The organism is Bdellovibrio bacteriovorus, assembly GCF_001592755.1.
In the GTDB taxonomy this organism is placed as follows: domain Bacteria; phylum Bdellovibrionota; class Bdellovibrionia; order Bdellovibrionales; family Bdellovibrionaceae; genus Bdellovibrio; species Bdellovibrio bacteriovorus_E.
The window spans coordinates 1-23,455 of the sequence record NZ_LUKF01000016.1 but is presented as its reverse complement, the minus strand read 5'-3'; the positions used below and the strand labels follow the sequence as shown (position 1 = coordinate 23,455).

Below are 23,455 nucleotides of genomic sequence, written 5' to 3'. Positions count from 1 at the left end.
GAATATGTCTTCTACTTTTATCATGGCGATTGACCAAGGTACAACGAGCTCTCGGACTTGCATTATCAATCAAGCCGGAGGTCTTGTCGCAGAGGCCCGCGAAACTTTCAAACAAATTTTTCCAAAGCCAGGGTGGGTGGAACATGATCCTGAGGACATTTGGTACTCTACGCAAAGATCCATGCGCTTAGCTTTGGAAAAGGCGGGTATTAAAGGTTCGCAAATTCAAGCTATCGGTATTACAAATCAGCGCGAAACTGTGATGCTTTGGGATGAAAAAACGAAAAAGCCCCTTCACAACGCCATTGTCTGGCAGTGCCGTCGTACACAGGAAATTTGCGAACGCTTAAAAAAAGCCAAAAAAGAAAAAATGATCACTGCCAAGACGGGGCTGGTATTAGACCCGTATTTTTCGGCGACAAAAATTCAGTGGCTGTTTAAAAATGTCCCGAACGCAATGAAGAAGGCACGTGAAGGAAGTGTTCTTGCGGGGACGGTGGACACTTTTCTTTTGTGGAAACTCACCAATGGTCAGTCTCACAAAACAGATGTCAGCAATGCTTCACGCACTATGCTAATGAATATCCACACCGGGTGGTGGGATGACGAACTTTTAAAACTGTTCAATGTTCCAGAGTCCATTTTGCCGGAAATCTGTCCCTCCAATGCCGACTTCGGTCTTACACAAGGTCTGGGTTTCATGCCGGACGGTATTCCTATCACGGGAATTTTAGGGGATCAGCAGTCAGCCCTTTTTGGGCAAACGTGTTTTGATATCGGAGATTCGAAATGCACCTTCGGCACCGGAAGTTTCCTTTTGTTGAACACAGGAAAAAAAGCCGTGAAGTCGAAGAACAAACTTCTGACGACGATCGCGTGGAAGCTGAAAGATGGAGATCTGGTATACGCTCTTGAAGGCGGTGCTTTCGTTTGCGGAGCCGCTGTTCAATGGCTGCGTGACGGATTGGGATTATTCCAACAATCTTCTGACATCGAAGCTTTAGCAAAAACTGTGGAGGATACTGAAGGTGTTGAGTTTGTTCCAGCCCTTACAGGCTTGGGGGCTCCTCACTGGAAGCCTGAGGCTCGCGGCGTGATCAGTGGTTTGACTCGCGGAACGACGAAGGCCCATGTGGCGCGTGCGACTTTAGAAGCGATGGCACTTCAGAACGTCGATATCTTGGTTACTATGCAAAAAGATTTAGGTAAAAAAATTCGCAGTGTTCGGGTCGATGGAGGCGCGGCTGCGAATGATCTTTTGATGCAAATGCAAGCAGACTATTGTGGCGTCAATGTTGTGCGCCCTCAAAACCTGGAGACGACCGCTTTAGGTGCCGCCTTCATCGCCGGCTTGGGTTGCGGCATGTGGAAGGATTTGAAAGAAATTCGCCGCGTGTGGAAGATTAATAAAGAGTTCAAAGTGAAAATGACTTCTGCAAAACGTAAAGAGCGCATGCAGCGCTGGGAAAAGGCGTTGGAGAAAGTTTAATGAATTCGAATAATCCCAATGCTCCGCAAATGATCTTTAAAAAGGTCGCGCATTCAGAAAAGAAAATGCTTTTTCGCGAGGTGGCTCACGACAAGATGCAAGTGTCAGTGAAGGGCGCTGTTCAGGAAGACATTTTTCATCTAATCGCAGTGCAGACAGAAAAAGATGAAGCTCTTTTATGTCATCATACAGCGGATTCAAAAGGCATCACGACAGCACAAAAGTGTGTGGTGAATTTTGCGTTTAAGAGCGAGCGTTATTTCTTTCAAACGGAACTGTATTTTGAATCGGGATGGGCTGTATTAAAAATTGATACCGACTTATTTCAATTGCAGCGTCGCGCGAATGCGCGCATTGATTTACCAGATAAGTACGACGGTGTTTTTGTTCTGACCAGCGCTGGGGGCAAGGCCTATTTTTTAGATTGCCGTGTGAAAGATATCAGTGCGGGTGGAATTAAGATCGAACTTCCCGCGAACGCACCTGAAGTTAAAATCGGGGACATCTTAAAAGGCAATCTCCGCCTAGGAGTGCGTCGCGCGATCGAGTTTGAAGTGGAAGTGCGTTTTGCCCAAAAGAAAGACCCGGTTGGGGCCGCTCCGCCCACGCAGATGGCCGGGCTGCAATTTCTACACGTTGATAACCTTCTTGAAAGCCGTCTTTTAAGCTTGATGATGGATTTGCAACGCGAAATTTTCCTTAAATACCCTAAAAAATAGATCAACCAGATCCGGCTGGTGTCATCTTGTCCGGCACGGATCTTGGAATAAGGCCTCCTTGTCTGATTTAACAAGGAGTTTTTATGAAACCACTTTTAACAAGTCTTTTAGTTTCTGCGGTTCTTTTGCAAGCACCTGCAGCCTTCTCTCAAGACCGCGGTGGCCGTGACAATCACGGGCCTGTACGCCCTGGAGACAACCGTCCTGGCAATGATCGTCATGATAGAAATGATCGCCACGATGATCGTCGTGATAACGACCGCATTGAAAGAGACCGCCGTGATCGCGAAGAAAGAGATCGTCGCGACCGTGAAGAGCGCGACCGTCGCGAAAAAGAAGAACGTGACCGCCATCGTCACAATCCTCCTCGTCGTGATCCAAATCCTCCGCCAAGATATCCGGATTACCCAAGACATCCGACATATCCGTCGCACCCAAATTATCCAACATACCCGAACTATCCAAATTACCCAACTTATCCAACGCCACCGTCATCTTATGACAACAGCGTGTACTTCAGCGATATCACTCGTCGCAGTGGGGGAGAATGGGTTCGCGTGAACTTCAGCTACGCCTCTTACGTAGATCATGTTCGCGCCTACGCTTCATCAGCCTCTATCATGGTGCATGAAGCGATTCTTCATACTCAAAGCGGTCGTCAATTGGTGATCCGTAACTTGGCGTCTCAGATGTTGTACCCTGGAAACTCGTACACTTCTGAATACATCACAGCCGGAGAAAGAATCGTAGCCATTGATCTTCGTTTGGAATCTTACGGCAATTACGGTGACGTTCGTCTGACAGTGAGTTCTAGCAATGGAACTCCACAAATCTATGCAGTTCGTTACCCGTAAGCTATTGCATGAGATAAAAAGCAAAAAGCCCCAAGTTTTCTTGGGGCTTTTTTTTATTCGTGTTTTTTAAATTGTTCGAGCTCTCGCACTTTTTCGGTCATGTTCTGCAAACGATCCACGAAAGACTTCAGCATGCACTCGGCCCATGTCGGAAGCTCTTCTAAAAGCTGCTTGAATCCGTCTTCAGAAACTTTCACCAACACCACATCCGTGACAGCTTGAGCAGAAGCACTTCTTGGCATTTTAGAAATCAGCGCAAATTCACCGAAAGATTCCCCATCAACGATATCGACGATCGGAATTCTTTTTCCCATCTGATCTTTAGTGAAAATGTTCACAACGCCGGTTTCAACGATGTAAAAGTGATTTTCGATGTCGCCTTCAAAGAAGATGTAATCCCCGGGCTTGTAAGTTTCTTTTTGAATTGCGCTGAGTGCGTCTGTCATAGTTGCTAAACCTCTTTAGATCAGTTTACTCAAATCTTGCACGTTTCGTATAAAAGAAATTTTCTTATCTTTGGATAATTTTAAATCCGCAAGATGGCGTTTGTTCGAATAAGGAATGACGAAGTGTTGGAAACCCAACTTGTCGCCTTCTTTAATGCGGTTTTCTACGAAAGAAACTCCGCGCACTTCACCAGTTAAACCTATCTCACCAAAGAAACATGTTTTCGAATCTAGATCGCGACGACCTTCCGTTGAAAGAATGGCGGCCGCGACGGCAAGGTCCGCCGCGGGTTCGATCAGCTTCAGTCCGCCAACGACGTTGATGAAAATATCATTATGGCCTAAGCGAATATCCAAGTGGCGATCCAGAACTGCCGTCAACAAATGCAGACGATTCACATCAATACCCAAAGCTGTGCGGCGAGGCATGGCCATGGGGCTAGATAATGTCAACGCTTGCACTTCACACAGCAAAGGACGAGTGCCTTCCATCGAAGCAAAAACCGCCGAACCAATAAGTTGGTTGCCACGTTCTTCTAAGAAAAGCTCGGAAGGGTTAGAAACCTCTTCCAATCCTTTTTGGTTCATTTGAAATACGCCTAATTCTTGAGCGGCACCAAAACGATTTTTTAAAGCACGTAAAAGGCGGAAGTTGTAAGAGGCGTCTCCATCAAAAGAAAGAACACAGTCCACCATGTGCTCAAGCACTTTAGGACCAGCGATATTTCCATCTTTTGTGACGTGACCGATGAGGATCACAGTGATGTTGTCTTGTTTTGCAAGACCCATCAGATGCCCCGCACACTCGCGCACTTGTGAAACGGAGCCAGGTGCTGCCTGCAAATCTGGAAGATACATCGTCTGGATAGAGTCGACGACAAGCACATCGGGTTTTTTATGACGTGCTAGTTCCATGATGCTATGAAGATTGCTTTCGCAGCCAATTTCGATCAGCGGGGAGCGAATGCCTAAACGATGAGCACGCGATCCGGTTTGCGAAACGCTTTCCTCACCCGAGATATAAAGAATTTTGTGCTTGTTCTTCGCAAGGCCGCCAGCCATTTGCAAAAGCAAAGTCGACTTACCAATACCTGGAGAGCCGCCCAGCAGCACGAAACTTCCGCGTGCCAGTCCGCCGCCTAAAACGCGGTTGAGCTCTTCATACCCTGTATCAAAACGATCCAATTTCACTTCTTCAAGGCTTTGGTCTAGTGAAATCGGCTTCGCCGAAGGGGAGCCTTTTTCAGAGGTTCCCGTAGACCAACCTCTGGTTTTCACCTCTGGAAGCTGCAATTCTTCGACGTAGGAGTTCCACGCGCCGCAGTCCGAGCATTTTCCTTCCCACCTTGGTCGTTGGGCTCCACAATTTTGACAGGTATAGATACTTTTCGCCTTCGATTTTGCCATAGTTATTCGGTATCATTATTGGATGAGAGATACAAGGACTGTACATATGAAGATTGCACATGCGTGCTTAGCCGTTTCTTTGTTGGTGGGCTCCATGGCCGGAGCGCAAACGCCAAAATCCGATTTAGACTCTTTTAAAAAGGCGCTGGAGCAGTTCCGCTCCTCGAAATACGAAGAAGCCATCACTGGCTTCGAAGGTATTTTAAAAGAAAAAACCACTCTGGAAGAATACGCGCGTTTTTATTTGGCGCAGTCGTTCATGAAATCCAGCAAGCTGGATCAAGCCGAAGTGGAGCTTAAAAAAGTTCTCAATCTCTCTCCGAATGTGAAGATGTCCATTGAAGCGTCAAATCTTCTGGGACAAGTCGCACTTGAAAAGAAGAACTTTAAGCTCGCAAGCAATTACTTCGTGAAGCTTGAAAAAAGAACCCGCAACACGGAAGACTACCCGGACGTGATCTATAATTTGGCCGTGGCCGAAAAAGGTCTGAATCGTCACGGTCAAATGTGCAAGTGGTTGGTCAAACTTTATGAACGCTATCCAGCTTATCCAAAAGTTCAAGACTGGGGAGTGGATCTTTCCAAGAATGAATTCGAAGGAAAGCCGACAGATTGTAACGTGACGACGGAAGATTTCCGCACGCGCGTTCGTTATTTGTTGTGGGCAGGTCTTGATCAAAAAGCACAAGGCGAAATCAATATCATGAAAGAGAAGTTGGCAAAGACGGATAAATATCTTGCCGACAAACTTCAAGCTCAGTTCTTCTTGCAAGAAGGAGAAGTGAATAAGGCCGTTGATATTTTAAAGCCTTACTATGAAACGAATAAAAGAAACTTCGACTACTTGATTCTTTTTGCTTCGGCTGCGGCCCGAGCAGGGGAAGTTCAATTGGCCGTGGGTTCTTATTACTCGGCTTATAAGTTAAGCCCTCGTTCGAAGACAGGTCGTCAGGCTCTTTATCAATCAGCTTTCCTAAGCTATCAATTTCAAGACTACGATGGAGCCGCTCGTCGCTTCCAAGAGTTTATGAAAGTGTATCCGAAGTCAGGTCTTAATAAAGATGCCCAATGGCACTTGGCTTGGTTGCAATATCTCAAAGGAGACTATCAAGGTTCTTATAAAGCGTTTTCTCGTTTAAACGAATTAAAACGCCGAAACAAAAGAGCGTGGAAGTCCTTGCCGCAAGATCGTTTGGAATACTGGATGGCGATGAGTCTTTTCCGTCAAGGTAAAGTCGATCAAGCCAAAGCCATGATGGAAGATCTTTCGAATGATCCGTTGATGGGTTATTATTCCATTACGGCGCAAGCGCGTCTTAAAAAGATGGCCGAAATTAAAACTCCAAAGTTGGCGGCGTCGCCGCTTCCAACTCAACCTCGCGTGATTTCTCGATTCTCGGCCGGTGAGTTCTTGATGCCTTCAAATATTCAAGAGTATCGCAGTGATGAAATAGAGTCTGAAGAGACGCTGGTCTTGACTCAATATTCTGCAGATGATGAAAAGAGTGAAGATGAAGAAGCTGACGCCGTCGACAATCCCGATTTGAAATCTGTGGAAGTTGTGACGGATGAAACCATACCTGACGTCAGTGGCGAAAAAGTGACGACTTTCTCAAACCCTGTGTTGATGAAGCGCTTTGAACGCGCTCGCGATATGATGATTCTAGGCGAGTACGAATGGGCTCGTTGGGATCTTTATGATATCGAAAGAAAGACGTCCAACCGTGAGTACCTTCGCACTTTGATGGGGGAGTACAATACGGCAGGACACTTCAATCGCTCTTCTTACATCGCGCAAATCAACTTTAGCGGTCAAAGAGCTGCTCACGGTCTTGATGGCATTCGCTATCTTTGGGAATTTGCTTACCCACGTGCTTACAGTGAATATGTAGAAAAATACACAAAGAAGTTCACCGTTCCTGAAGAACTTGTTTGGGGTATCATGCGTGCGGAAACAAACTACCGTCGCGATGCGATTTCTCCGGTGGGAGCTTTGGGCTTAATGCAAGTGATGCCTTTCACAGGACATAAAGTAGCAGTTCTTTTAGGTGAAAAAGAATTCAAGGCGCCTTTGTTATTGCAACCAGAAACTTCGGTGAAAGTCGGTTCTCGTTACTTGAAGCGCTTGATGGATCGTTTTGAAAATGCGATTCCGTTGGTGGCGGCCGGTTACAATGCAGGACCTCACCGTGTGAAGAACTGGCTAGCAAGCTTTGGTAACTTAGAAACAGATGAGTTCATCGAACACATTCCGTTTTTGGAAACTCGCAACTACGTGAAGCGAGTGGTTTCAAACGCTTATATTTACTCTAACTTGTACGGCAACAAAAAAGATCTTTTCCCTTACATGGCGGGTTCAGTGCCAGCAAAACACATGGCCGATCTTGCAGGAAAAGAAAACTGGGATGACATTTGAGCGGAAACGTTTTTCGGTTCGTTTGTAAAAAAATATTCGAAATTATAGCGTCGCTAGCAGTCCTAGCGGCGCTAACGTTTTTTTTGCTGAAAGCACTTCCTGGCGGCCCTTTTGATGAAGAGACGGCCCTCAATCCTCTCGTAAAAGAAAAACTTCAAGAGCACTGGAAAGTCGATCAATCTTGGGTCGGGCAGGCGACGTCTTATCTTACTTCTTTAGTTCAAGGTGATTTGGGCGTGTCTATGACTCGACCTGAGCGCACGGTGACCGAGATTATCTCTCAAGGTGTTGCCAATACTTTGACTTTAAACGCCTTGGCTTTGCTTTTTATTTTAATCGGCGCCTTTGTGATTTCTTTGGTCGCGGTTCGTTTCAAAGACACCTGGGTTGAACATCTGATCGATCAAACGGTGATCGCGTTTCTTTCTTTACCCAGCCTTTTCTGGGGACCTCTTTTAATTTATTTCTTTGGATTTTACTGGAATGTTTTCCCTGTGGCCTTTTTGACGGGGCCTTCTCATTATGTGTTGCCGCTTTTGACATTGTGTCTTCGTCCGTTAGCGGTACTAATTCGTCTTTTGAAAAATTCTTTAAATGAAAACTTACAACAAGACTATGTGCGCACCGCGCGCGCTAAAGGTGTAAAGGTTTGGAATATTCTTTTTCACCACGTTCTTAAGAACTCTTTGATTCCTTTTTTAAGCTATGTCGGGCCTTTGATCGTCTCTCTTCTTTCAGGTTCTTTCTTAGTAGAAGTTCTTTTTGCCGTTCCTGGATTGGGAACAGAATTTATATCTGCATTAAACGACCGCGACTACACGCTTATCGTAGGTCTAACATTGTTCTATGGTGCTTTGTTAGTTTTAGTAAATTCATTCATCGATGTTCTGATTAAAATGGCCGATCCGCGATTAAGGGAGGAAGCATGAAAAAGCTTCTTCTGATTTTCGCCGTGAGTTTTTTAGTCGTGTTGACGGTGCTGACGATTTTTTATCCATGGTTGGGATTCGGCACAGGCCTAGAACAAAACGTCGATAATATTCTATTGCCGGCAGGGAAGAGTCATCTTTTTGGCACAGACACCCTAGGTCGCGAACTTCTTTCTCGCGTTCTTTTAGGCGGAAGAATATCTTTGTTAGTGGGACTTTTGTGTTCGTTATTATCTTTTATTTTTGGATTTATTTACGGCGCCATCGCCGGATGGTTTGAAGGTATTACAGATCGCGTATTGATGCGCTTTTTAGATATTCTAATGGCGATCCCAAGCTTCATCCTAGTTTCAATTTTGTGCATGAGCTTGCAGGTGATTCTGCCTTTTGACGACATCTTTTTAAAATCATTAGCAACATTATGTCTGGGCATTTCCGCCACTCACTGGATGAGCTTAGCGCGAGTCACACGCGGCATGGTTCTAGAAATAAAAAGAAAACCTTTTGTGGAAGCCGCGATGGCTTTGGGTGGAACAAGAACGCACATTCTTCTGCGCCACGTACTCCCGAACATGCTAGGAACATTACTCATCCTAGTGGCTCTGCAAATTCCCACAAACATCTTATACGAAAGTTTCATGAGCTTCATCGGCCTAGGAATTCATCCGCCCTACACAAGCTGGGGCATCCTGGTGCGCGAAGGCTGGAAAACTCTTTCAAGCTTCCCACACCTTATTCTGTATCCATCATTGATTTTATTTTTAACAGTCTGGAGTTTCCACATCATCCTAGACGCCCTAAAATCCAAGTTCCGTCTTTAAGGTGCCTGCTTCTTTTTTGCACTTCGCTGCGGCATTGCCGCGCTGAAGTGCAAAAAAGAAGCAGGCACCTTTCTATTTCGGGGGTTGCCAGCCGCCGAAGGTGGTTTCGATAAATTCAGCGCAGGAAAGAGTAAGGTGATCTTTCATGTGGCCGGCAACGATTTGGATTCCTAGAGGAAGGCCCTCGGAGTTGAGGCCGGTCGGTGTTACTGTTGCGGGATGGCCGGTGGTAACAAAGATCGCCGTGTAGATAAAATCAAATGGCGACCATAAAGGCGCTCGGTGTTTGGGTGCGACTCTTGGATGTGGGGGCAGAAGCAGAAGTCCTTCTTCGCCCAGCATCTCATCAAGGTCAGCTTTCATTTTTGCTAAGGCTTGCATGTCTTCAGCGAAGTCTTCGCCTCCGATATTTAGTTTTTCTCCCAAGGACACTAGCAGATTTGGGAAAGTGTAATCGCCACGACCCAAAGCAACTTTCAGAAGTTCTTTGCCGATAGAAAAATCTTTTTCGGGACCCATCAGTGTTTCGTAAAGATGACGGTTCTTTGAACTCTTCAAGGCCGAAAACCAAAGACTTGTTGCGTGCACGAAAAATCTTGGATCTAGTTCCTGAACATCCGCACCTAATTCAGAAAATAATTTTCCGCAATTGCGAACCACTTGCGCAAGTTCATAGTCGGTCGAGCGCGTGCGATGGAAAATAGGTTCAGGGCAGATTAAAATTTTTCTTCCAGCCCACTCTTGAGTTCTCTCCTCCAAGACGGGCTTTTCCATCGTATGAGGATCAAGTCCATCAGCTCCCATCATCACTTTTAACATCGGATAAAGATCCGAAGCCTTGCGGCTCATTGGTCCCATGGATGTGTAAGGATATTTTTCCTCACTCAAGCCCAAAAGCTCTTCGCGTTCAAAAGGAAAGTGTCCTGTCAACGGAACAAGTTTGCGTGAAGGTTTGTGACCAGAGACTCCACAGAAAAAAGCGGGCATACGAATGCTGCCACCGATATCACTGCCAAGTCCCATTGGGGATGCGCCAGCTCCTAATAAAGCTCCTTCGCCACCACTGCTGCCACCGCAAGTGCGAGTGACATCGTAAGGATTGTTCGTACGACCATACACCGGATTGAAAGTTTCAAACCAAAATCCCAGCTCTGGAACATTGGTCGTTCCCATAGGAATGGCGCCTGCGTTTTTCATTCTTTCTACGACGGTTGCATCCCAATCAAGAATCAGTTCTTTTTTATGAATGCTGCCACCGGTGCGCTTCATGCCTTTATAGGCAAACATCTCTTTGACGGTGAAAGGCACGCCGAAAAAGACGGGAAGGTTGGTGTTGTCTTGAGCAACGCGTTCGTCTTGCTCTTTAGCAAGCTTGCGAGCCCGCTCAAAGTCTTTTTCAACCATGGCATTGAGTGATGGATTCACCGCTTCGATACGCGCGATGTGCGCTTCTAAAACTTCAGACGGAGTCACTTCACGACGAGCGACTTTTGCGGCGATTTCTGTGGCGGAAAGTTTCAGCAGTTCATTCATAAACTAAAAAGGGGCCTTGTGGGCCCCTCTCCTAAAAGATGTTAAACGTTGAAGCGGAAGAATAAGATGTCACCGTCTTTCACGACGTACTCTTTACCTTCAAGGCGGTATTTACCTGCCTCTTTAACAGCTTGTTCTGATTTGTAAGAGAACAAGTCTTCACAGTGATAAGTTTCAGCACGGATAAAACCTTTTTCGAAATCCGTATGGATCACACCCGCTGCTTGAGGAGCTTTCGTTCCTGCGCGGATTGTCCAAGCACGCACTTCTTTTTCGCCAGCAGTGAAGTAAGTTTGCAGACCCAATAAAGCGTAAGCTTCACGGATCAAACGGTTCAAGCCTGGCTCTTCGGCGTTCATAGCTTCAAGGAAGTCTTTGCGCTCTTCAGGTGGAAGAAGTGCGATTTCGGCTTCCATCGCAGAGCAGATCAAAATTGTTTTATTGTTTTCTTCAGATGCGCGCGCAACCACGGATTTTGTCCAGTCATTGCCGCCTGCTGCGAAGTCTGTGTCAGACACGTTCATCGCATAAAGAACAGGTTTTGCTGTTAGCAAATGCATCTCACGAAGAATCGGAGCTTCTAATTCATCGACAGTCACCGAACGAGCCGGAAGACCTTTACCCAAAGCCTCTTTCACGCGTTTAGCAACTTCCACTTCTTTGATAAGCTTTTTATCTGTCGAGTTCTTCGCTTGTTTTTCAGTACGTTGAAGACGTTTTTCAACTGAGTCCAAGTCAGCAAGCAAAAGCTCTGTATTGATGATTTCAATATCACGAAGTGGATCTACAGAACCTGCAACGTGCACGATATTTGGATCGTCAAAACAACGAACCACGTGAACAATCGCATCAGTTTGACGGATATGTGAAAGGAACTGATTACCTAAACCTTCACCTTGCGAAGCTCCCTTAACGATACCCGCGATATCCACGAACTCCATCGTTGTTGGAATCACTTTTTGAGGTTTGATAAAGCCCGTGATTTTATCCATGCGAGGATCTGGAACTGTCACCACTCCCACGTTTGGATCGATTGTACAGAAAGGGTAGTTCGCTGCTTCTGCTTTTGCTGAAGTCAACGCATTGAAAAGCGTACTTTTACCCACGTTGGGCAAACCAACGATACCAACCTGTAAAGCCATGAAAACCTCATTTTTCGAGAGTCAAAAATCAACTGACTCTAGCTTAACCGTTGAATTTTGTCGAAGCTTTTTGAACTCCATCAAGGATAATGCTCTCGATCGCGTCTATACCGCGATTGAGGAAATCAGGAAGTTTGTCGAATTCGTCTTTTGAGAATTTCCCTAGCACATGGTCAGGGACCGGGATGTGCGGGTTTTCGGGGCGTCCTACGCCCATTTTTAGGCGAACATAGTCGGCAGAGCCCAAGAGTCCCGAAACACTTTTGATACCATTATGGCCGCCATGCCCGCGATTTTTATGAATGCGAATGGCGTTGAAAGGAATGTCGATTTCATCGTGAATCACAATCAAGTGATCAAGAGGGATTTTATAAAAGCCCATCAAAGGCTGAACCGACTCACCAGAAAGATTCATGTAAGTTTGAGGCTTGCAGAAAAGAAGCTGATGTTCCTTCCACTTTACTTGCGCCACTTCGGCTTTGAATTGATTCTTTATCGGAGGATTGCCCAGGCCTTGCATGAAATAATCAACGGCCATAAAGCCGATGTTATGACGAGTGAGTTTGTATTCTCCGCCAGGATTACCAAGACCAACAATCAACCACATAGTTCTTCCTCAAATAAAAAAGGCAGCTCGATGAGAGCTGCCTTTGAAAATGCATACTTGGCTCGAAGCGAATTATTTTTTCGCAGCAGGAGCTTTTGCAGCAGCTGGTGCCGCAGCAGCAGGAGCAGCCGCAGGAGCTGCAGCTGGAGTCGCAGCAACTTCTTCTTCTTGAGCGTTAACAACCGCGATAGTTTGTTCTGCACCAGTGATAACTTTAACAGAACCAGAAACTTGCAAGTCAGAAACGTGAAGAGCGTCACCTACGCCCAAGTTAGAGATATCAGCAGTGATGAACTCTGGGATATCTGTAGGCAATACTTCAACCTCAACAGAACGAAGAACAACGTTCAACAAACCGCCTTCAGAAAGACCGATTGGTTTACCTTCAAGACGAACTTCAACGTTAACGCGAACTGCTTTCTTAAGATCCAAAGCGAAGAAGTCAACGTGTTGAGGACGACGAGAAAGTGGGTGAACGTCTACTGATTTAACAAGCACAACGATGCCGTTTGCTTTTTTGTCTTCAGATTTCAAAGTGAAAAGAGCATTCTCGTAAGCACGAGTGTTGTATTTCACGATTTCTTTTTCACCAACGGATACGTTGATAGGCTCTACAGCTCCGTAGATAACTGCAGGTACGTTACGAGAGTTGCGAAGTGCGCGGCTGTTGTGTTTACCAGTTTCGCGAGTTCCAACAGAGAGTTCGATTCTGTTTTTCATTTTATCTTCCTTCTAGTCCAATAGAGGATGTTAATAATAAGCTCCCTTGGCAGAGAGCAGTTTAAATTTAGTCAAACAAAGAACTGACAGAATCGTTTCCGTGAATTCTCTTAATCGCTTCAGCCAAAACCGGCGACACAGAAACCACTTCAATTTTTCCACAGTTTTTCGCCGCTTCAGATAGCGGGATCGTGTCAGTGACCCATACTTTTTCAATAGGGCTTTCTTTCAAACGATTGATCGCAGGACCCGATAAAACGGGATGTGTAGCAACGGCGAACACACGTTTTGCCCCATTTTTCAGAAGGCTGTCAACTGCTTGTGTAAGAGTTCCAGCCGTATCAATCATATCGTCAACGATAACAGCCGTTTTACCCGTAACATCCCCGATCAGGTGCAGGGCTTTGGCCTCATTAGGGCCGGAACGACGTTTATCGATGATCGCCATGGAGGACTCGATGCGTTTAGCAAAGGCGCGGGTTCTTTCAACCCCACCGGCATCTGGACTCACCGCGACAAACTCGGTGCCTTGGCCATAGGCTTCACGCCAAGCGCGAGCCAAAGTCGGAATTGCGAATAAGTGGTCCACAGGAACGTTAAAGAAGCCTTGAATCTGAGCGGCATGCAAATCCACGGAAACCACACGGTCGGCACCGGCGGTCGTGATCAAGTCGGCCATAAGTTTTGCCGAAATCGGGGCGCGCGGAGCGACCTTACGATCTTGGCGGGCATACCCGTAATACGGGATGACGGCGGTAATGGAGGCTGCGGAAGCTCGGCGTAAAGCATCGAGCATCACAAAAAGCTCCATGTAGTTTTGATTCACGGGAGGGCAGGTACTTTGAACAACGAACACATGTTGTCCCCGTACGCTTTCGTGAATTTCGACTTGGATTTCCCCATCGGCAAAGGTGCTGACTTCACAGTAACCGAGCTCTACTCCAGCAGCTTCGGCCACCTTTTTAGCCAGGGTCGGATTGGCATTGGCGGTAAAGATTTTTAGGCCCTTCATCACTCGTAGTCTCCTGAGTTAAAAGTGCGTTTGCAAGAAACTAGCAAGTGGAGAGGGCTTTGTCCACTTTTTCGCACTTGCCAATGAATGTTGCTGGCGAATTTTAAAAGGCCTGTAAGAAAAAGGAGGCTGCTATAGCTCGAATTTGGAAGCAGGTTTACGGTCTGCGACTGCACTGCCATCGCTTTTACTTATAGCGCTGACTTCATTTCTACTCTTTCTTAGAGCAATATGAACAGTAGAGTCTGCATTGTTATATATAACTTCGTCAGGGGAGGCATGTGGATTAATCCAAGAGCTGGATGCTGCCGTGAAGGTGTCATTTGCAAACTGTTTTTTGGCTGTATTTAATTGAACTTCGGGATCTGTCGAAGAAGCAAACCAGTGTATAGATTTTATAACACTCTTTGGGGTGTCAAAAATTATGGACAGACGCGTGCTTTTAGATTCTTTGTTCAAGTAAATCCAAGCTGTTTCATTATCAGGAAGGCTCACCTTCATATTCGGTGAGCCTAATTTTGCGGTAACCTCACCCGTAGTGGATTGGCCGGGAGAAAGCAAACCCAGAACCGAAGCCGGGAGTTCCCGATGCTGCTTTTCTAGGAGAGCGCAGGCTGAAAGTTGGAGAGCGGTGAGGAGTAAACATAGGATATTTTTCATTACTATTTCTCCCTTATTTTAAATTTATCACCGAAGTACTTTTTTATCCATTTTGTCGCATGGGGTGTAGTTTTTTCTAACTTTTTTGGATCAAAAAGAAAGTATTCTACGTTGTTTGCAAAGTCCTCTTCTGGAGACTCCCGACCATCGTCTTGTACAAACCCTTCCGATCGGGATATGAAAATATTCTTCGGAGAATTAATCGGAAGCCAGTTCATAGGATACCAATAGCTTTCTCTTTGCTCAAGAGTCATATCATAATACTTCTGGTGCGCCAGTTCATGGGTGAAAATTCGGGCGAGATTTCGTTCTCTTTCAAATGCACTATCATAAACCACAATAATCCCATCGGCAGAAGTTGCCGGATTAGGATGATCTTTTGATCGTTTTGCTCTGTGTATACCTGTTATTTTGGGACTCCATAATTCAGGAGGAATCGTGGCCATTGCTTCTAGAACTTTTTCTTTTTCTTCGGTACTCCACGTTCTTGAACTCTCATTTTTATGTGGCCAGTTTGAAGGTAAATTGTCCTGAATTTTGGGGAGCCATGTGGTATAACCTTCAGGATTTTTCCGGCAATGGCCCTTAATGAAAGCGGGTCGCACGGTTTTTCCATTTGCGGTTACATATGAGCTGCGTGTATGGGGCGAGACCCAATGTTCGTTGGATGGGCAGGTCTGAGCGTAGCTGGGGGGAGAGATAGTTACGCTAATAAGGAAAAACAAGTACTTCATTTTGTGTACAATAGATTACGAAAGTCTATCGTGTAAACACAAATATGTGAGTTACTATCCGTTTAAAAGTTTCTCTAAGAACGCTTTCACAGCTTGAGAACGGTGAGAGTGCTGGCTCTTATAACCAGCTCCCAATTCCGCCAAAGTCTGAGTTTGTCCTTCAGGAATGAAGACGGGGTCATAACCAAAGCCATGAAGGCCGGCGGGTTTTGGAGCAATCGTGCCCTTCATCTCGCCCGTGAAAACCCACTCTTCGCCAGCTGGCGTGTAAACCACTGTCGAACACACGAACTTCGCATTCTTATTCGGCATTGGTTTTAATGTGATCATTTTCAAAAGCTTAGCGACGTTTTCGCTATCTGAAGCTTTAGGACCCGCGTATCTTGCGGAATGAATGCCCGGAAGACCATTAAGACCTTCAACAACTAGGCCCGAGTCTTCACCTAAAACCCACACATTGTTTTTCACCGCGCGCAAAGTTTTGGCTTTGATACGAGCATTGTCTTCAAAAGTTTTTCCATCCTCGGGACGAGGAGTGAAAGACGGAATATCGCTTTGAGAGAAAATTTTTAGTTCGGCGATTTCGCGCAGAAGCTGCTTATATTCAGTCAGCTTTCCTTTGTTCCCAGTGGCAATCCAAAGTTCCATCTTATCTTCCCGCCAAACGATAGATTTCATTTACAACAGAAGCCTGGTGAATGAAAAGTTCACGACACCCTTTTTCTGCGACATCCATCATCGTGAAAAGCTGTTCACGAGAAAACGGAGTGTGTTCGGCAGTGCCTTGTACTTCAACGAAATGACCTTTATCGGTCATCACGAAGTTCATGTCTGTTCCGATCGCAGAGTCCTCATCGTAGTTTAGATCCAAAAGAACATTGTTATTATGAAGACCGACACTGATCGCAGAAACATAGTTGATCAAAGGGAAGGCTTTGATCTCGCTCACCTCTACAAGTTTTTTACAAGCCAAGGCCAAAGCAACGAAGCCGCCTGTGACCGAAGCCGTGCGAGTTCCGCCGTCAGCATTAAGAACATCGCAGTCGACGATGATTTGTTTTTCACCAAGAAGTTTTAAATCCACAGCCGCGCGAAGAGAGCGACCAATCAAGCGCGAGATCTCTTGCGTGCGTCCACCTGTCATTGATTTTTCACGTTTAATACGCGTGTGAGTCGAGCGAGGAAGCATCCCATATTCCGCCGTCACCCAGCCTGCACCCGTGCCCATCAACCACTGTGGAGCTTTCGATTCGTAAGTCGCTGTGCAAAGAACTTTGGTTTTGCCAAACTCAACAATGCAAGAGCCTTCGGCATATTCAGAGACATGAGGAGTGATTTTAACTTGTCTTAATTGATCAAAAAGACGGCCGTCGACGCGCATGATAACCTCCAGGTGGGAATGGGGCTAATCTAATGTCTTCGCTGTGCGGTTGTCCATCTTTTCTTTGTAAGAGAGCAGGGCGCTGTAGATTTTTTGAGCAAGATCACTCTGGTATTCCGACGTCAAAAGTCTTTTAGCTTCGCGAGGATTCGTCAAAAAACCGATTTCAATAAGTACTGACGGCATCGATGTTTTTGAAATGACATAGAACGGAGCTTGTTTGATTGTCGCGTGCGTGGCGCTGCTGTCAGCGTTCCACACTTGCGTCAGTGTCTTTGACAAGTGCAAGCTGCTTTCCATGCGGTTCTGACGACGCAGATCTTCGACGATCGCGGCAACGTCCCCTTTTTTTGAAAGCTCGTCACCACCAGAAATATCGTGAAGTTCCTTGCTATTAAGAACCATCTGATTTTCTTGGCTGGCTAGAAATAAACTTTCTTCATCAGGGGGAAGATTGTTTTGAAAAAAGAATTCAACACCTTTGGCGCGCTGATCAGAAGCCGCATTGGCGTGAAGGCTGACGAACAAATCAGCTTTGGCATCCTCGGCCATCTTCACCCGCGAAGGAAGACCCAAGTTGCGATCTGTTGTGCGTGTGATGCTGACTTTGAAGTCCGTGTTTTTTTCTAAGATGGTTTTTAAACGTTGAGCGACTTTTAAAACCAAATCCGCTTCTTTTGCGGCTCCATGCACGGCGCCCGTATCAACACCTCCATGACCGGGATCGATCATGATGTGCAAGGCAGAGGCGGGAAGACTCCAAGAAAGAAGTCCCAGCGCCAAAAGCTTTTTGGTTTTAAGTAGAATCATTTTTCTAGAATAGAAAAGCATGCGAACCCTGTCGAGTCCGTAACCGACCAAGGGCTGGCGCTTTGTCAGAATCGCGGCCAATTATTCGTCGCGGAATTATTGATCGCACATATACGTGGCCGATACGCGCAGTCCTGAGTTTGCGCACCCTGTGCACCACCACGACATACCGCCATTAGGGGCCGCTGTTGTATTTGGACTGCAGGTCGCGGGAGTCATAGTCTCGCCGGGCACCCATACTTCCCAATCTTGATCTTCGCCTCCATGAGCGGCTTTCACCATAAAGCCCGTGCAATTGCCTACAGGTAAACCGTTATCACAGTCACCCGCGGCCCACTTCCAGTAAAAGCAATTTGCATTGAATGTCGAGACACTTCCGGTGCGCTTACAAGTTGTGACTCGTGCAATCTTCTGTCCGCCAAACTTAATCGTTCCATTCACTTCTAAATTTGCTGAAGGTGTGCTGGTGCCGATGCCGACATTTCCACCAGAGACCGTGAGGGGACTGTCACCCAGGGCTGTAGTGCTTGTCCAAACAGGAACTGTATTCGCCGTTCCTGATCCCGCGCTCGCCACCGTTCTTTGCGAGCTACTGGCCGTACTCACACAATAAATTAAGGCCACGTTGCGAGGTCGTGACACGCCGTAATAATTAGGAACAGCCGATGTTGTGTAATAATTTACGCTATCTGCCGCAGTGGTTGAAGCGGCTACGCCAGGATAGTCCGTAGCAACAATAGGATCTGATTGAGTGGTGGCCGCGAAAGTGCCCGACATGGAAACGGAATTCACGCCGTTACCATCGTCACCGACAAGAAGCGAACCTTTTTGTTTTGAACCAAATACGCGGCCCGAGTCGACACCACGCCCGTTATCGAAGCCCCGGATAAATTCGCCGCGCAGATCAGGCAGATTGAAAGTGGAACTTCCATCACCTGTTCCAAATGTTGTTCCAATAGCAGAAAAAAGAGATGCATAAGTCGTTCGCGAAATAGCGGCGCCATTGGCCTCAAGCCATCCCGCAGGACAAGTGTTACGTGAAAATGCAGTGATAAGACCGGCAGGACTGACATAGTTATTGCCGTTATCAAGCACCACCCACGTTGTCCCATCGAAGACTTCCAACGCGGCCAGTGTCGTATTGAATCGAATAAAGCCCATGGCAGGAGTCGCGGGCTGCTGTGCTGTCGTGCCTACGGGAACCGCCAAGGCATCTGTTTTACTCCCGATATCCAAAGCGACTCGCGGAGTATTTGTGCCAACCCCAACTTTATTTCCGTTGTAGTAAATTGTGCCGGCACCATTTTCTTGCCAAAGGGTCGCACTGGAAGGCAGTCGTGATACGTCGATCTGGCCACTCGTGATTTGCGATGCGGAAAGGCCAATGTTCTGACACTTGAAGGTGTCCGTTGAGGATTCGTAGTACATCGACTGATCTGCGCCGCAAGTAGCATTAGCAAAAGCGCCACCGAAGGGAGCTATAGTTGAACGAATGTCGGCGACACTCAAGAAGGCGGGAGTCCATTGACTAGATTGATAACGCAAAACCTGACCCGTTCCAGTGGGGGAGGATCCCGATACCGTTGTGCCCTGTATTTTCGCTACAGAAGGATTCGGATAATTGCCGGTTAAATCTCCGCTGGCGGCGCCACCGGGAGTGATGCCTGTAATGGTGACGTTCGAGGCCGAGGTCAATCGGCCTTGAGCATCAACAGTGAAAGTAGCAACTTGTGTAGAAGACCCATAGGCTCCTGGTGTGACGGCTGTGTTATTCAGTCCTACGGTCTTGGATGTTGTGCCGGTGACATTGATTCCTGTTCCTGCAAGGACATCGGTAATAACGCCGGCTCCACCGGCATCAGTGACACATTTGAAAACACCTCCGTCCCAAGTAATGACTTGTCCTGCGGTACAAGAGGATCCAGGGATGGTGGATTTTAGTACGAGATCATTCAGAGATTTATCTGCAATCTTTTGCGCGCTGTAGGCTGTGTGCGCAAATGGCACGGAACGAATGATGTTTGCGGGGGAAATGACATTCCAACCCAAGCCATCGTGGAACTGCACCTTTAAAAGTCTTTCCGCCGCATTGCTGGCAATCCAAGAACCGCTGCCGGCACAAGAATAAGTGATGCCGTTAACAAAGACATCCGAAAGAGAAAACACGGGACCTGTCGGAAACAAGCGAGTGCCTAATCCGATAGGTACGTCAAAGACGCCATTCGAGTTTTGCATGTTCACGGCATCTTTTTGTTCTCGATACAAAACACAGTTTCCATCCGCAGATGTGATCTCAAAAAGAAAACTGACATTGTTGAACTGCAAGGGTGTGCCGTCCGTTTTTAGAATACGGCCTTGATAACTTAAGCTTTGTGGCGATGCATTCGCCACTAGTGAATAAGTGATGATGAAGACAAGCATCGTTATTTTTGAAACGTACAAGAAGGTCTTCATAACCAGCGTTCTGCCTTTCCTAGTTAGAACATTCGTACACCGCGCGCACCCAGACTCCGGTACATGGAGTCGCCATCGACCATGAAATACCGCCATTGGCTCCGACCGCCACGCCTCCGCCGTAAGGTGTTTCATTTGGACCTAATGCGGCCCAATCGCTATCACTTCCGCAGGCCACGGCTTTAGAAAGATAACCAACACAACCACTGCTAGGGTAACCGTTGTCACAATGACCGGCTCCCCAGTTTATTAAGTTCTGTCCATTCACTTGTGTGCTGTAGGCGGAGTTATCATAGGTGCACACAGTTCTGCGGGTGGTTGAAGTGACGGGGCGCCAAGTGCTGCCGTCACAGAATTCTAATTTCTTTGAGGTGCTATTATATCGAGTGGCGCCTTCAATCGCGCCGCTGCAACTTGCTCCTGTATTGCCAATACGAACTTCGCCGCGAGCATCTAAAGTTGTGACAGGCGCGTTGGTACCCACGCCCACATTGCCTGAAGCTGTGATTCCAATTCCTGAGTTAGAGCCATCGCCGGACAAGTAGTGATTGCCTAAGACAAGATTGTTTGTGGCGACATGATCACCTAAATTATCAGAAGCTTCTGCGGGTTTTTCGACTCGGTACAGACTCATTTTAAAAGTCTGTCCAGCGCCATAATCGACCGCATTGCTGATGTTACAAGGACCCGAGCCCGTCCATCTGCGTATTTCAATTTTATAAGTGATTGTGGGTTGGTCTGCAGTGTAGTTGAACTCGCCAACGATCAGACTTGTTCGATCCGTAGTTGCGGAATGGGTGTTTGTCGCTTCAGATGTTTGAGTGCCATCAGTAATGCGAAAGAAGCAACTGCCGGTGTTTGAATAGAAGGCACCATAGGCATAAACTAAATATCGACCTGCTTTCAAATTCGCAAAACGCACGGCTGGGATTTTACCTTCACTTGGTATAAGAGCAGACCCTTCCAATGTGGGTAAAGCACAGTTTGCATTGGCCGTATTGAGCGTCGCGAATGTCGTGCTATCAAGGCCCCAACTACAGTTCGCTGTCGCGACAGTTCTTGCGGATCCGATAAATGCGCTTCCCGCAGCGCTGATTCCATTGGCAGAGGTGAGGGTGCTGCCATCAGGGAATTTAAAACCACCACTGGTAGATTCAATAAGACCGGCTGCGGAAACGGCACCACCGCTATAGACGATTTTGCCTGAGCCTCCATCTTGCCAATAGTTCGCACTTGCAGGTAATCGCGCCGAGGCAATTTGACCACTCGTGATTTGCGAAGCGGCCAGAGTGATATTTTGACATTTAAAAGTGTCTGACGAAGATTCGTAATACATAGATTGGTCGGCACCACACGCGGTCGCAGCAAAAACTCCACCAAAGGGAGTTATCGTCGAGCGAATATCCGCAATATTTAAAAACGCCGGCGTCCATTGACTCGATTGATAGCGAAGTGTTTGTCCTACTATAGACGGCGCGGTTGCAGATACATTGGTAGACTGGATTTTTGCAACCGTGGGATTGGGAAAACTTCCTGAAAGATCTCCCCCCGCAGTTCCTCCGGGGGCCACGCCAGAAATTGTGACTTGTGAAGCAGAACTTAAGCGGCCTTGAGCGTCGACAGTGAATGTAGGAACTTGAGTGCTGGATCCATAAGAACCCGCCGTCACCGATGTGTTAGAAAGATTGAGAGTGACTGTTCCAGAGGTTCCTCCACCAGAAAGTCCTGTGCCCGCGGTGACTCCGGTTAATGTCGCGGTGCTGGTTCCGGACTCCGTAGCGACACGAATCCAAGTGCTCCCATTGTCGCGATAAATTTCTTTGGTGTCTGTGGAGATATAGATTCTTCCAGCAGCACTTGCCGCTGGCTTGGAAGAATTTAAACCTGATTGCAGGGACGTGATATCCGTTCCTGCGTCGGTGCCTGCATTATTAATGACTTTGTCGGTGATGCCATAACCGATAAGTGTAGTTGGTTTTCCCGCAGTGATTTGGGACCAATTCAATCCGATATTAGAGCATGTCCACGCTCCTGTCGGTGAAACGAAAGTAAGCGTTTGATTCACGGCACAGGTGGCAGGCATTTGAGATGACTTTAAAAGCGAACCTGCATCTGTTAAGTCTGCAGATGAAAGAGACGCGTTTTCCCACTCGCTGCCATCGTACTTCAAAAACTGCCCGCCACTAGGTGATGTTACTGCCAAATTCTTTCCAGCTAATTTTGCTACAGTAGGGTTTGGATAAGATCCTGATAAATCTCCGCCGGCACTGCCTCCAGGTGAAACACCTGTGATCGTCACAGAACTTGCTGTTGTTAATCGGCCTTGGGCATCGACGGTGAAAGTCGGCACCTGAGTTGGCGAACCGTAGCTACCAGCCGCGATACTGGTATTTGTAAGGCTGATGTTTTTCGTTGTTGTTCCAGAAACAGAGATTCCTGTGCCAGCCGTTACATCGGAAATGACGCCGGAGCCCCCGGCGTCAGTCACACAGACAAACTGAGTTCCATTCCAACTAAGCACTTCACCCGAAAGACAGGTGGCTGCGGGGGCCGCCGATTTTAATAGCAAGTCGTTGACGCTTTTATCAGAGATCTTTTGTGCGCTATAAGATGTATAAGAAAATGGAACCGAGCGAATGGTGTTCGCCGGCGAGATCACTTTCCATCCCAGTCCGTCATGGAACTGAACTTTCAATAAACGTTCCGAGATGTTGCTCGCACTCCAGTTGCCACTGCCATAACAATTATGGGACTTGCCGTTTACAAATACTTCAGAAAGTTCAAAGACGGGGGCTGTTGGGTAAAGACGCGTGCCCGTTCCGATAGGAACATCAAACACACCGTTAGAGTTTTGCATATTCACGCCATCTTTTTGTTCACGATACAAGACGCAACTTCCGTCGGCCGAAGTGATTTCAAAAAGAAAACTGACATTGTTAAACTCTAACGGTGTCCCGTCAGATTTTAGAATACGTCCTTGATAGCTTAAACTCTGAGGCGAAGCGAAGCTTTCCCCGGGTAAAAACCAAATTGATATGGACAGCACAATAATAAATACGTTCCGAAGTGTGACCATATTTATCTATCGGAGAGCGGAGCAATTAATATGAGCAATTCCGCTAAAAACCTGGAGAGATTACAGAAATTTATGTCTCAAGCTGAAACGCTTGTCTAACGCCGAGACATTTATCTAGGTTTTTAAGAAAATTTTTTTGTTTAAGGTTACGCGAGAAATGGTCTCAAAGAGAGGCCCGCAATTGTCAGTTATCGTCTAAAGACTAGTCAGCGCAAGATACACAAAAGCGCATTTGATTGGTTTTG

The 23,455-nt window shown here is 46.8% G+C and carries 20 protein-coding genes; 6 read left to right on the top strand and 14 right to left on the bottom strand.

All coding sequences use genetic code 11. The features are described from left to right. The first annotated feature begins 4 nt into the window (after window positions 1-4). From glpK to AZI85_RS09765, 3 genes are all read left to right on the top strand, one after another. Entirely contained in the window at window positions 5-1,489 is a 1,485-nt protein-coding gene (glpK, locus tag AZI85_RS09775) for a glycerol kinase GlpK (RefSeq protein ID WP_063243907.1), read from the top strand. Further along, window positions 1,489-2,208, top strand: coding sequence for a flagellar brake protein (locus AZI85_RS09770; RefSeq protein WP_063243906.1), 720 nt, complete (start codon window positions 1,489-1,491; stop codon window positions 2,206-2,208). The genes glpK and AZI85_RS09770 overlap by 1 nt, the downstream gene beginning before the upstream one ends. A gap of 83 nt (window positions 2,209-2,291) precedes the next feature. Further along, window positions 2,292-3,062, top strand: a complete 771-nt coding sequence (locus AZI85_RS09765; protein ID WP_063243905.1) for a beta-sandwich domain-containing protein — start codon at window positions 2,292-2,294, stop codon at window positions 3,060-3,062. Window positions 3,063-3,115: 53 nt separating this feature from the next. On the opposite strand, the gene AZI85_RS09760 is transcribed toward AZI85_RS09765, so the two are convergent. Together AZI85_RS09760 and radA are read right to left on the bottom strand one after the other, a co-directional pair. After that, the gene (locus AZI85_RS09760) at window positions 3,116-3,508 is read right to left on the bottom strand and encodes a Crp/Fnr family transcriptional regulator (protein ID WP_063243904.1); all 393 of its coding nucleotides are present in this window, start codon (window positions 3,506-3,508) and stop codon (window positions 3,116-3,118) included. Window positions 3,509-3,523: 15 nt separating this feature from the next. Beyond that, window positions 3,524-4,915 (bottom strand): DNA repair protein RadA, encoded by a 1,392-nt coding sequence (radA, locus tag AZI85_RS09755; protein ID WP_063243903.1) that lies wholly within the window; start codon window positions 4,913-4,915, stop codon window positions 3,524-3,526. Window positions 4,916-4,961: 46 nt separating this feature from the next. Here radA and AZI85_RS09750 point away from each other — a divergent pair, with 46 nt between their 5' ends. The 3 genes from AZI85_RS09750 to AZI85_RS09740 all read left to right on the top strand — a co-directional run bounded on the left by AZI85_RS09750 (window position 4,962) and on the right by AZI85_RS09740 (window position 9,081). Continuing rightward, a complete protein-coding gene (locus tag AZI85_RS09750; RefSeq protein WP_063243902.1) occupies window positions 4,962-7,331 on the top strand; it encodes a transglycosylase SLT domain-containing protein in 2,370 nt (789 codons plus the stop codon). A gap of 83 nt (window positions 7,332-7,414) precedes the next feature. Beyond that, window positions 7,415-8,260: an ABC transporter permease gene (locus AZI85_RS09745; protein WP_253720935.1), complete on the top strand. Its 846-nt coding sequence runs from the start codon at window positions 7,415-7,417 to the stop codon at window positions 8,258-8,260. Then, a complete protein-coding gene (locus tag AZI85_RS09740; RefSeq protein WP_063243901.1) occupies window positions 8,257-9,081 on the top strand; it encodes an ABC transporter permease in 825 nt (274 codons plus the stop codon). Before AZI85_RS09745 ends, AZI85_RS09740 begins: the two co-directional genes overlap by 4 nt. Before the next feature lie 72 nt (window positions 9,082-9,153). On the opposite strand, the gene AZI85_RS09735 is transcribed toward AZI85_RS09740, so the two are convergent. From AZI85_RS09735 to AZI85_RS17655, 12 genes are all read right to left on the bottom strand, one after another. Further along, window positions 9,154-10,614 (bottom strand): amidase, encoded by a 1,461-nt coding sequence (locus AZI85_RS09735; RefSeq protein WP_063243900.1) that lies wholly within the window; start codon window positions 10,612-10,614, stop codon window positions 9,154-9,156. Window positions 10,615-10,655: 41 nt separating this feature from the next. After that, complete coding sequence (gene ychF, locus AZI85_RS09730; protein WP_063243899.1) at window positions 10,656-11,756, bottom strand: redox-regulated ATPase YchF; 1,101 nt, start codon at window positions 11,754-11,756, stop codon at window positions 10,656-10,658. 43 nt (window positions 11,757-11,799) lie between these two features. Next, window positions 11,800-12,363: an aminoacyl-tRNA hydrolase gene (gene pth / locus AZI85_RS09725; RefSeq protein WP_063243898.1), complete on the bottom strand. Its 564-nt coding sequence runs from the start codon at window positions 12,361-12,363 to the stop codon at window positions 11,800-11,802. Window positions 12,364-12,435: 72 nt separating this feature from the next. Continuing rightward, window positions 12,436-13,083 (bottom strand): 50S ribosomal protein L25, encoded by a 648-nt coding sequence (locus AZI85_RS09720; RefSeq protein ID WP_063243897.1) that lies wholly within the window; start codon window positions 13,081-13,083, stop codon window positions 12,436-12,438. 67 nt (window positions 13,084-13,150) lie between these two features. Continuing rightward, a complete protein-coding gene (locus AZI85_RS09715) occupies window positions 13,151-14,095 on the bottom strand; it encodes a ribose-phosphate diphosphokinase (protein WP_172795332.1) in 945 nt (314 codons plus the stop codon). Window positions 14,096-14,227: 132 nt separating this feature from the next. Then, window positions 14,228-14,755: a hypothetical protein gene (locus tag AZI85_RS09710; protein WP_063243896.1), complete on the bottom strand. Its 528-nt coding sequence runs from the start codon at window positions 14,753-14,755 to the stop codon at window positions 14,228-14,230. 2 nt (window positions 14,756-14,757) lie between these two features. Continuing rightward, window positions 14,758-15,360: a hypothetical protein gene (locus AZI85_RS09705; RefSeq protein ID WP_063243895.1), complete on the bottom strand. Its 603-nt coding sequence runs from the start codon at window positions 15,358-15,360 to the stop codon at window positions 14,758-14,760. 183 nt (window positions 15,361-15,543) lie between these two features. Then, a complete protein-coding gene (rdgB, locus tag AZI85_RS09700; RefSeq protein WP_063243894.1) occupies window positions 15,544-16,137 on the bottom strand; it encodes an RdgB/HAM1 family non-canonical purine NTP pyrophosphatase in 594 nt (197 codons plus the stop codon). Window position 16,138: 1 nt separating this feature from the next. Then, the gene (gene rph, locus AZI85_RS09695; protein ID WP_063243893.1) at window positions 16,139-16,870 is read right to left on the bottom strand and encodes a ribonuclease PH; all 732 of its coding nucleotides are present in this window, start codon (window positions 16,868-16,870) and stop codon (window positions 16,139-16,141) included. A 24-nt stretch (window positions 16,871-16,894) separates the two neighbouring features. Beyond that, window positions 16,895-17,680: an N-acetylmuramoyl-L-alanine amidase family protein gene (locus AZI85_RS09690; protein WP_063244329.1), complete on the bottom strand. Its 786-nt coding sequence runs from the start codon at window positions 17,678-17,680 to the stop codon at window positions 16,895-16,897. A 96-nt stretch (window positions 17,681-17,776) separates the two neighbouring features. Next, window positions 17,777-20,134, bottom strand: coding sequence for a phage tail protein (locus AZI85_RS09685; RefSeq protein WP_063243892.1), 2,358 nt, complete (start codon window positions 20,132-20,134; stop codon window positions 17,777-17,779). Between the two features lie 19 nt (window positions 20,135-20,153). Further along, window positions 20,154-23,210 carry a hypothetical protein gene (locus AZI85_RS17655; protein ID WP_063243891.1) on the bottom strand — a complete coding sequence of 1,019 codons (3,057 nt, stop codon included), beginning with the start codon at window positions 23,208-23,210 and terminating at the stop codon, window positions 20,154-20,156. Window positions 23,211-23,455 lie beyond the last annotated feature (245 nt).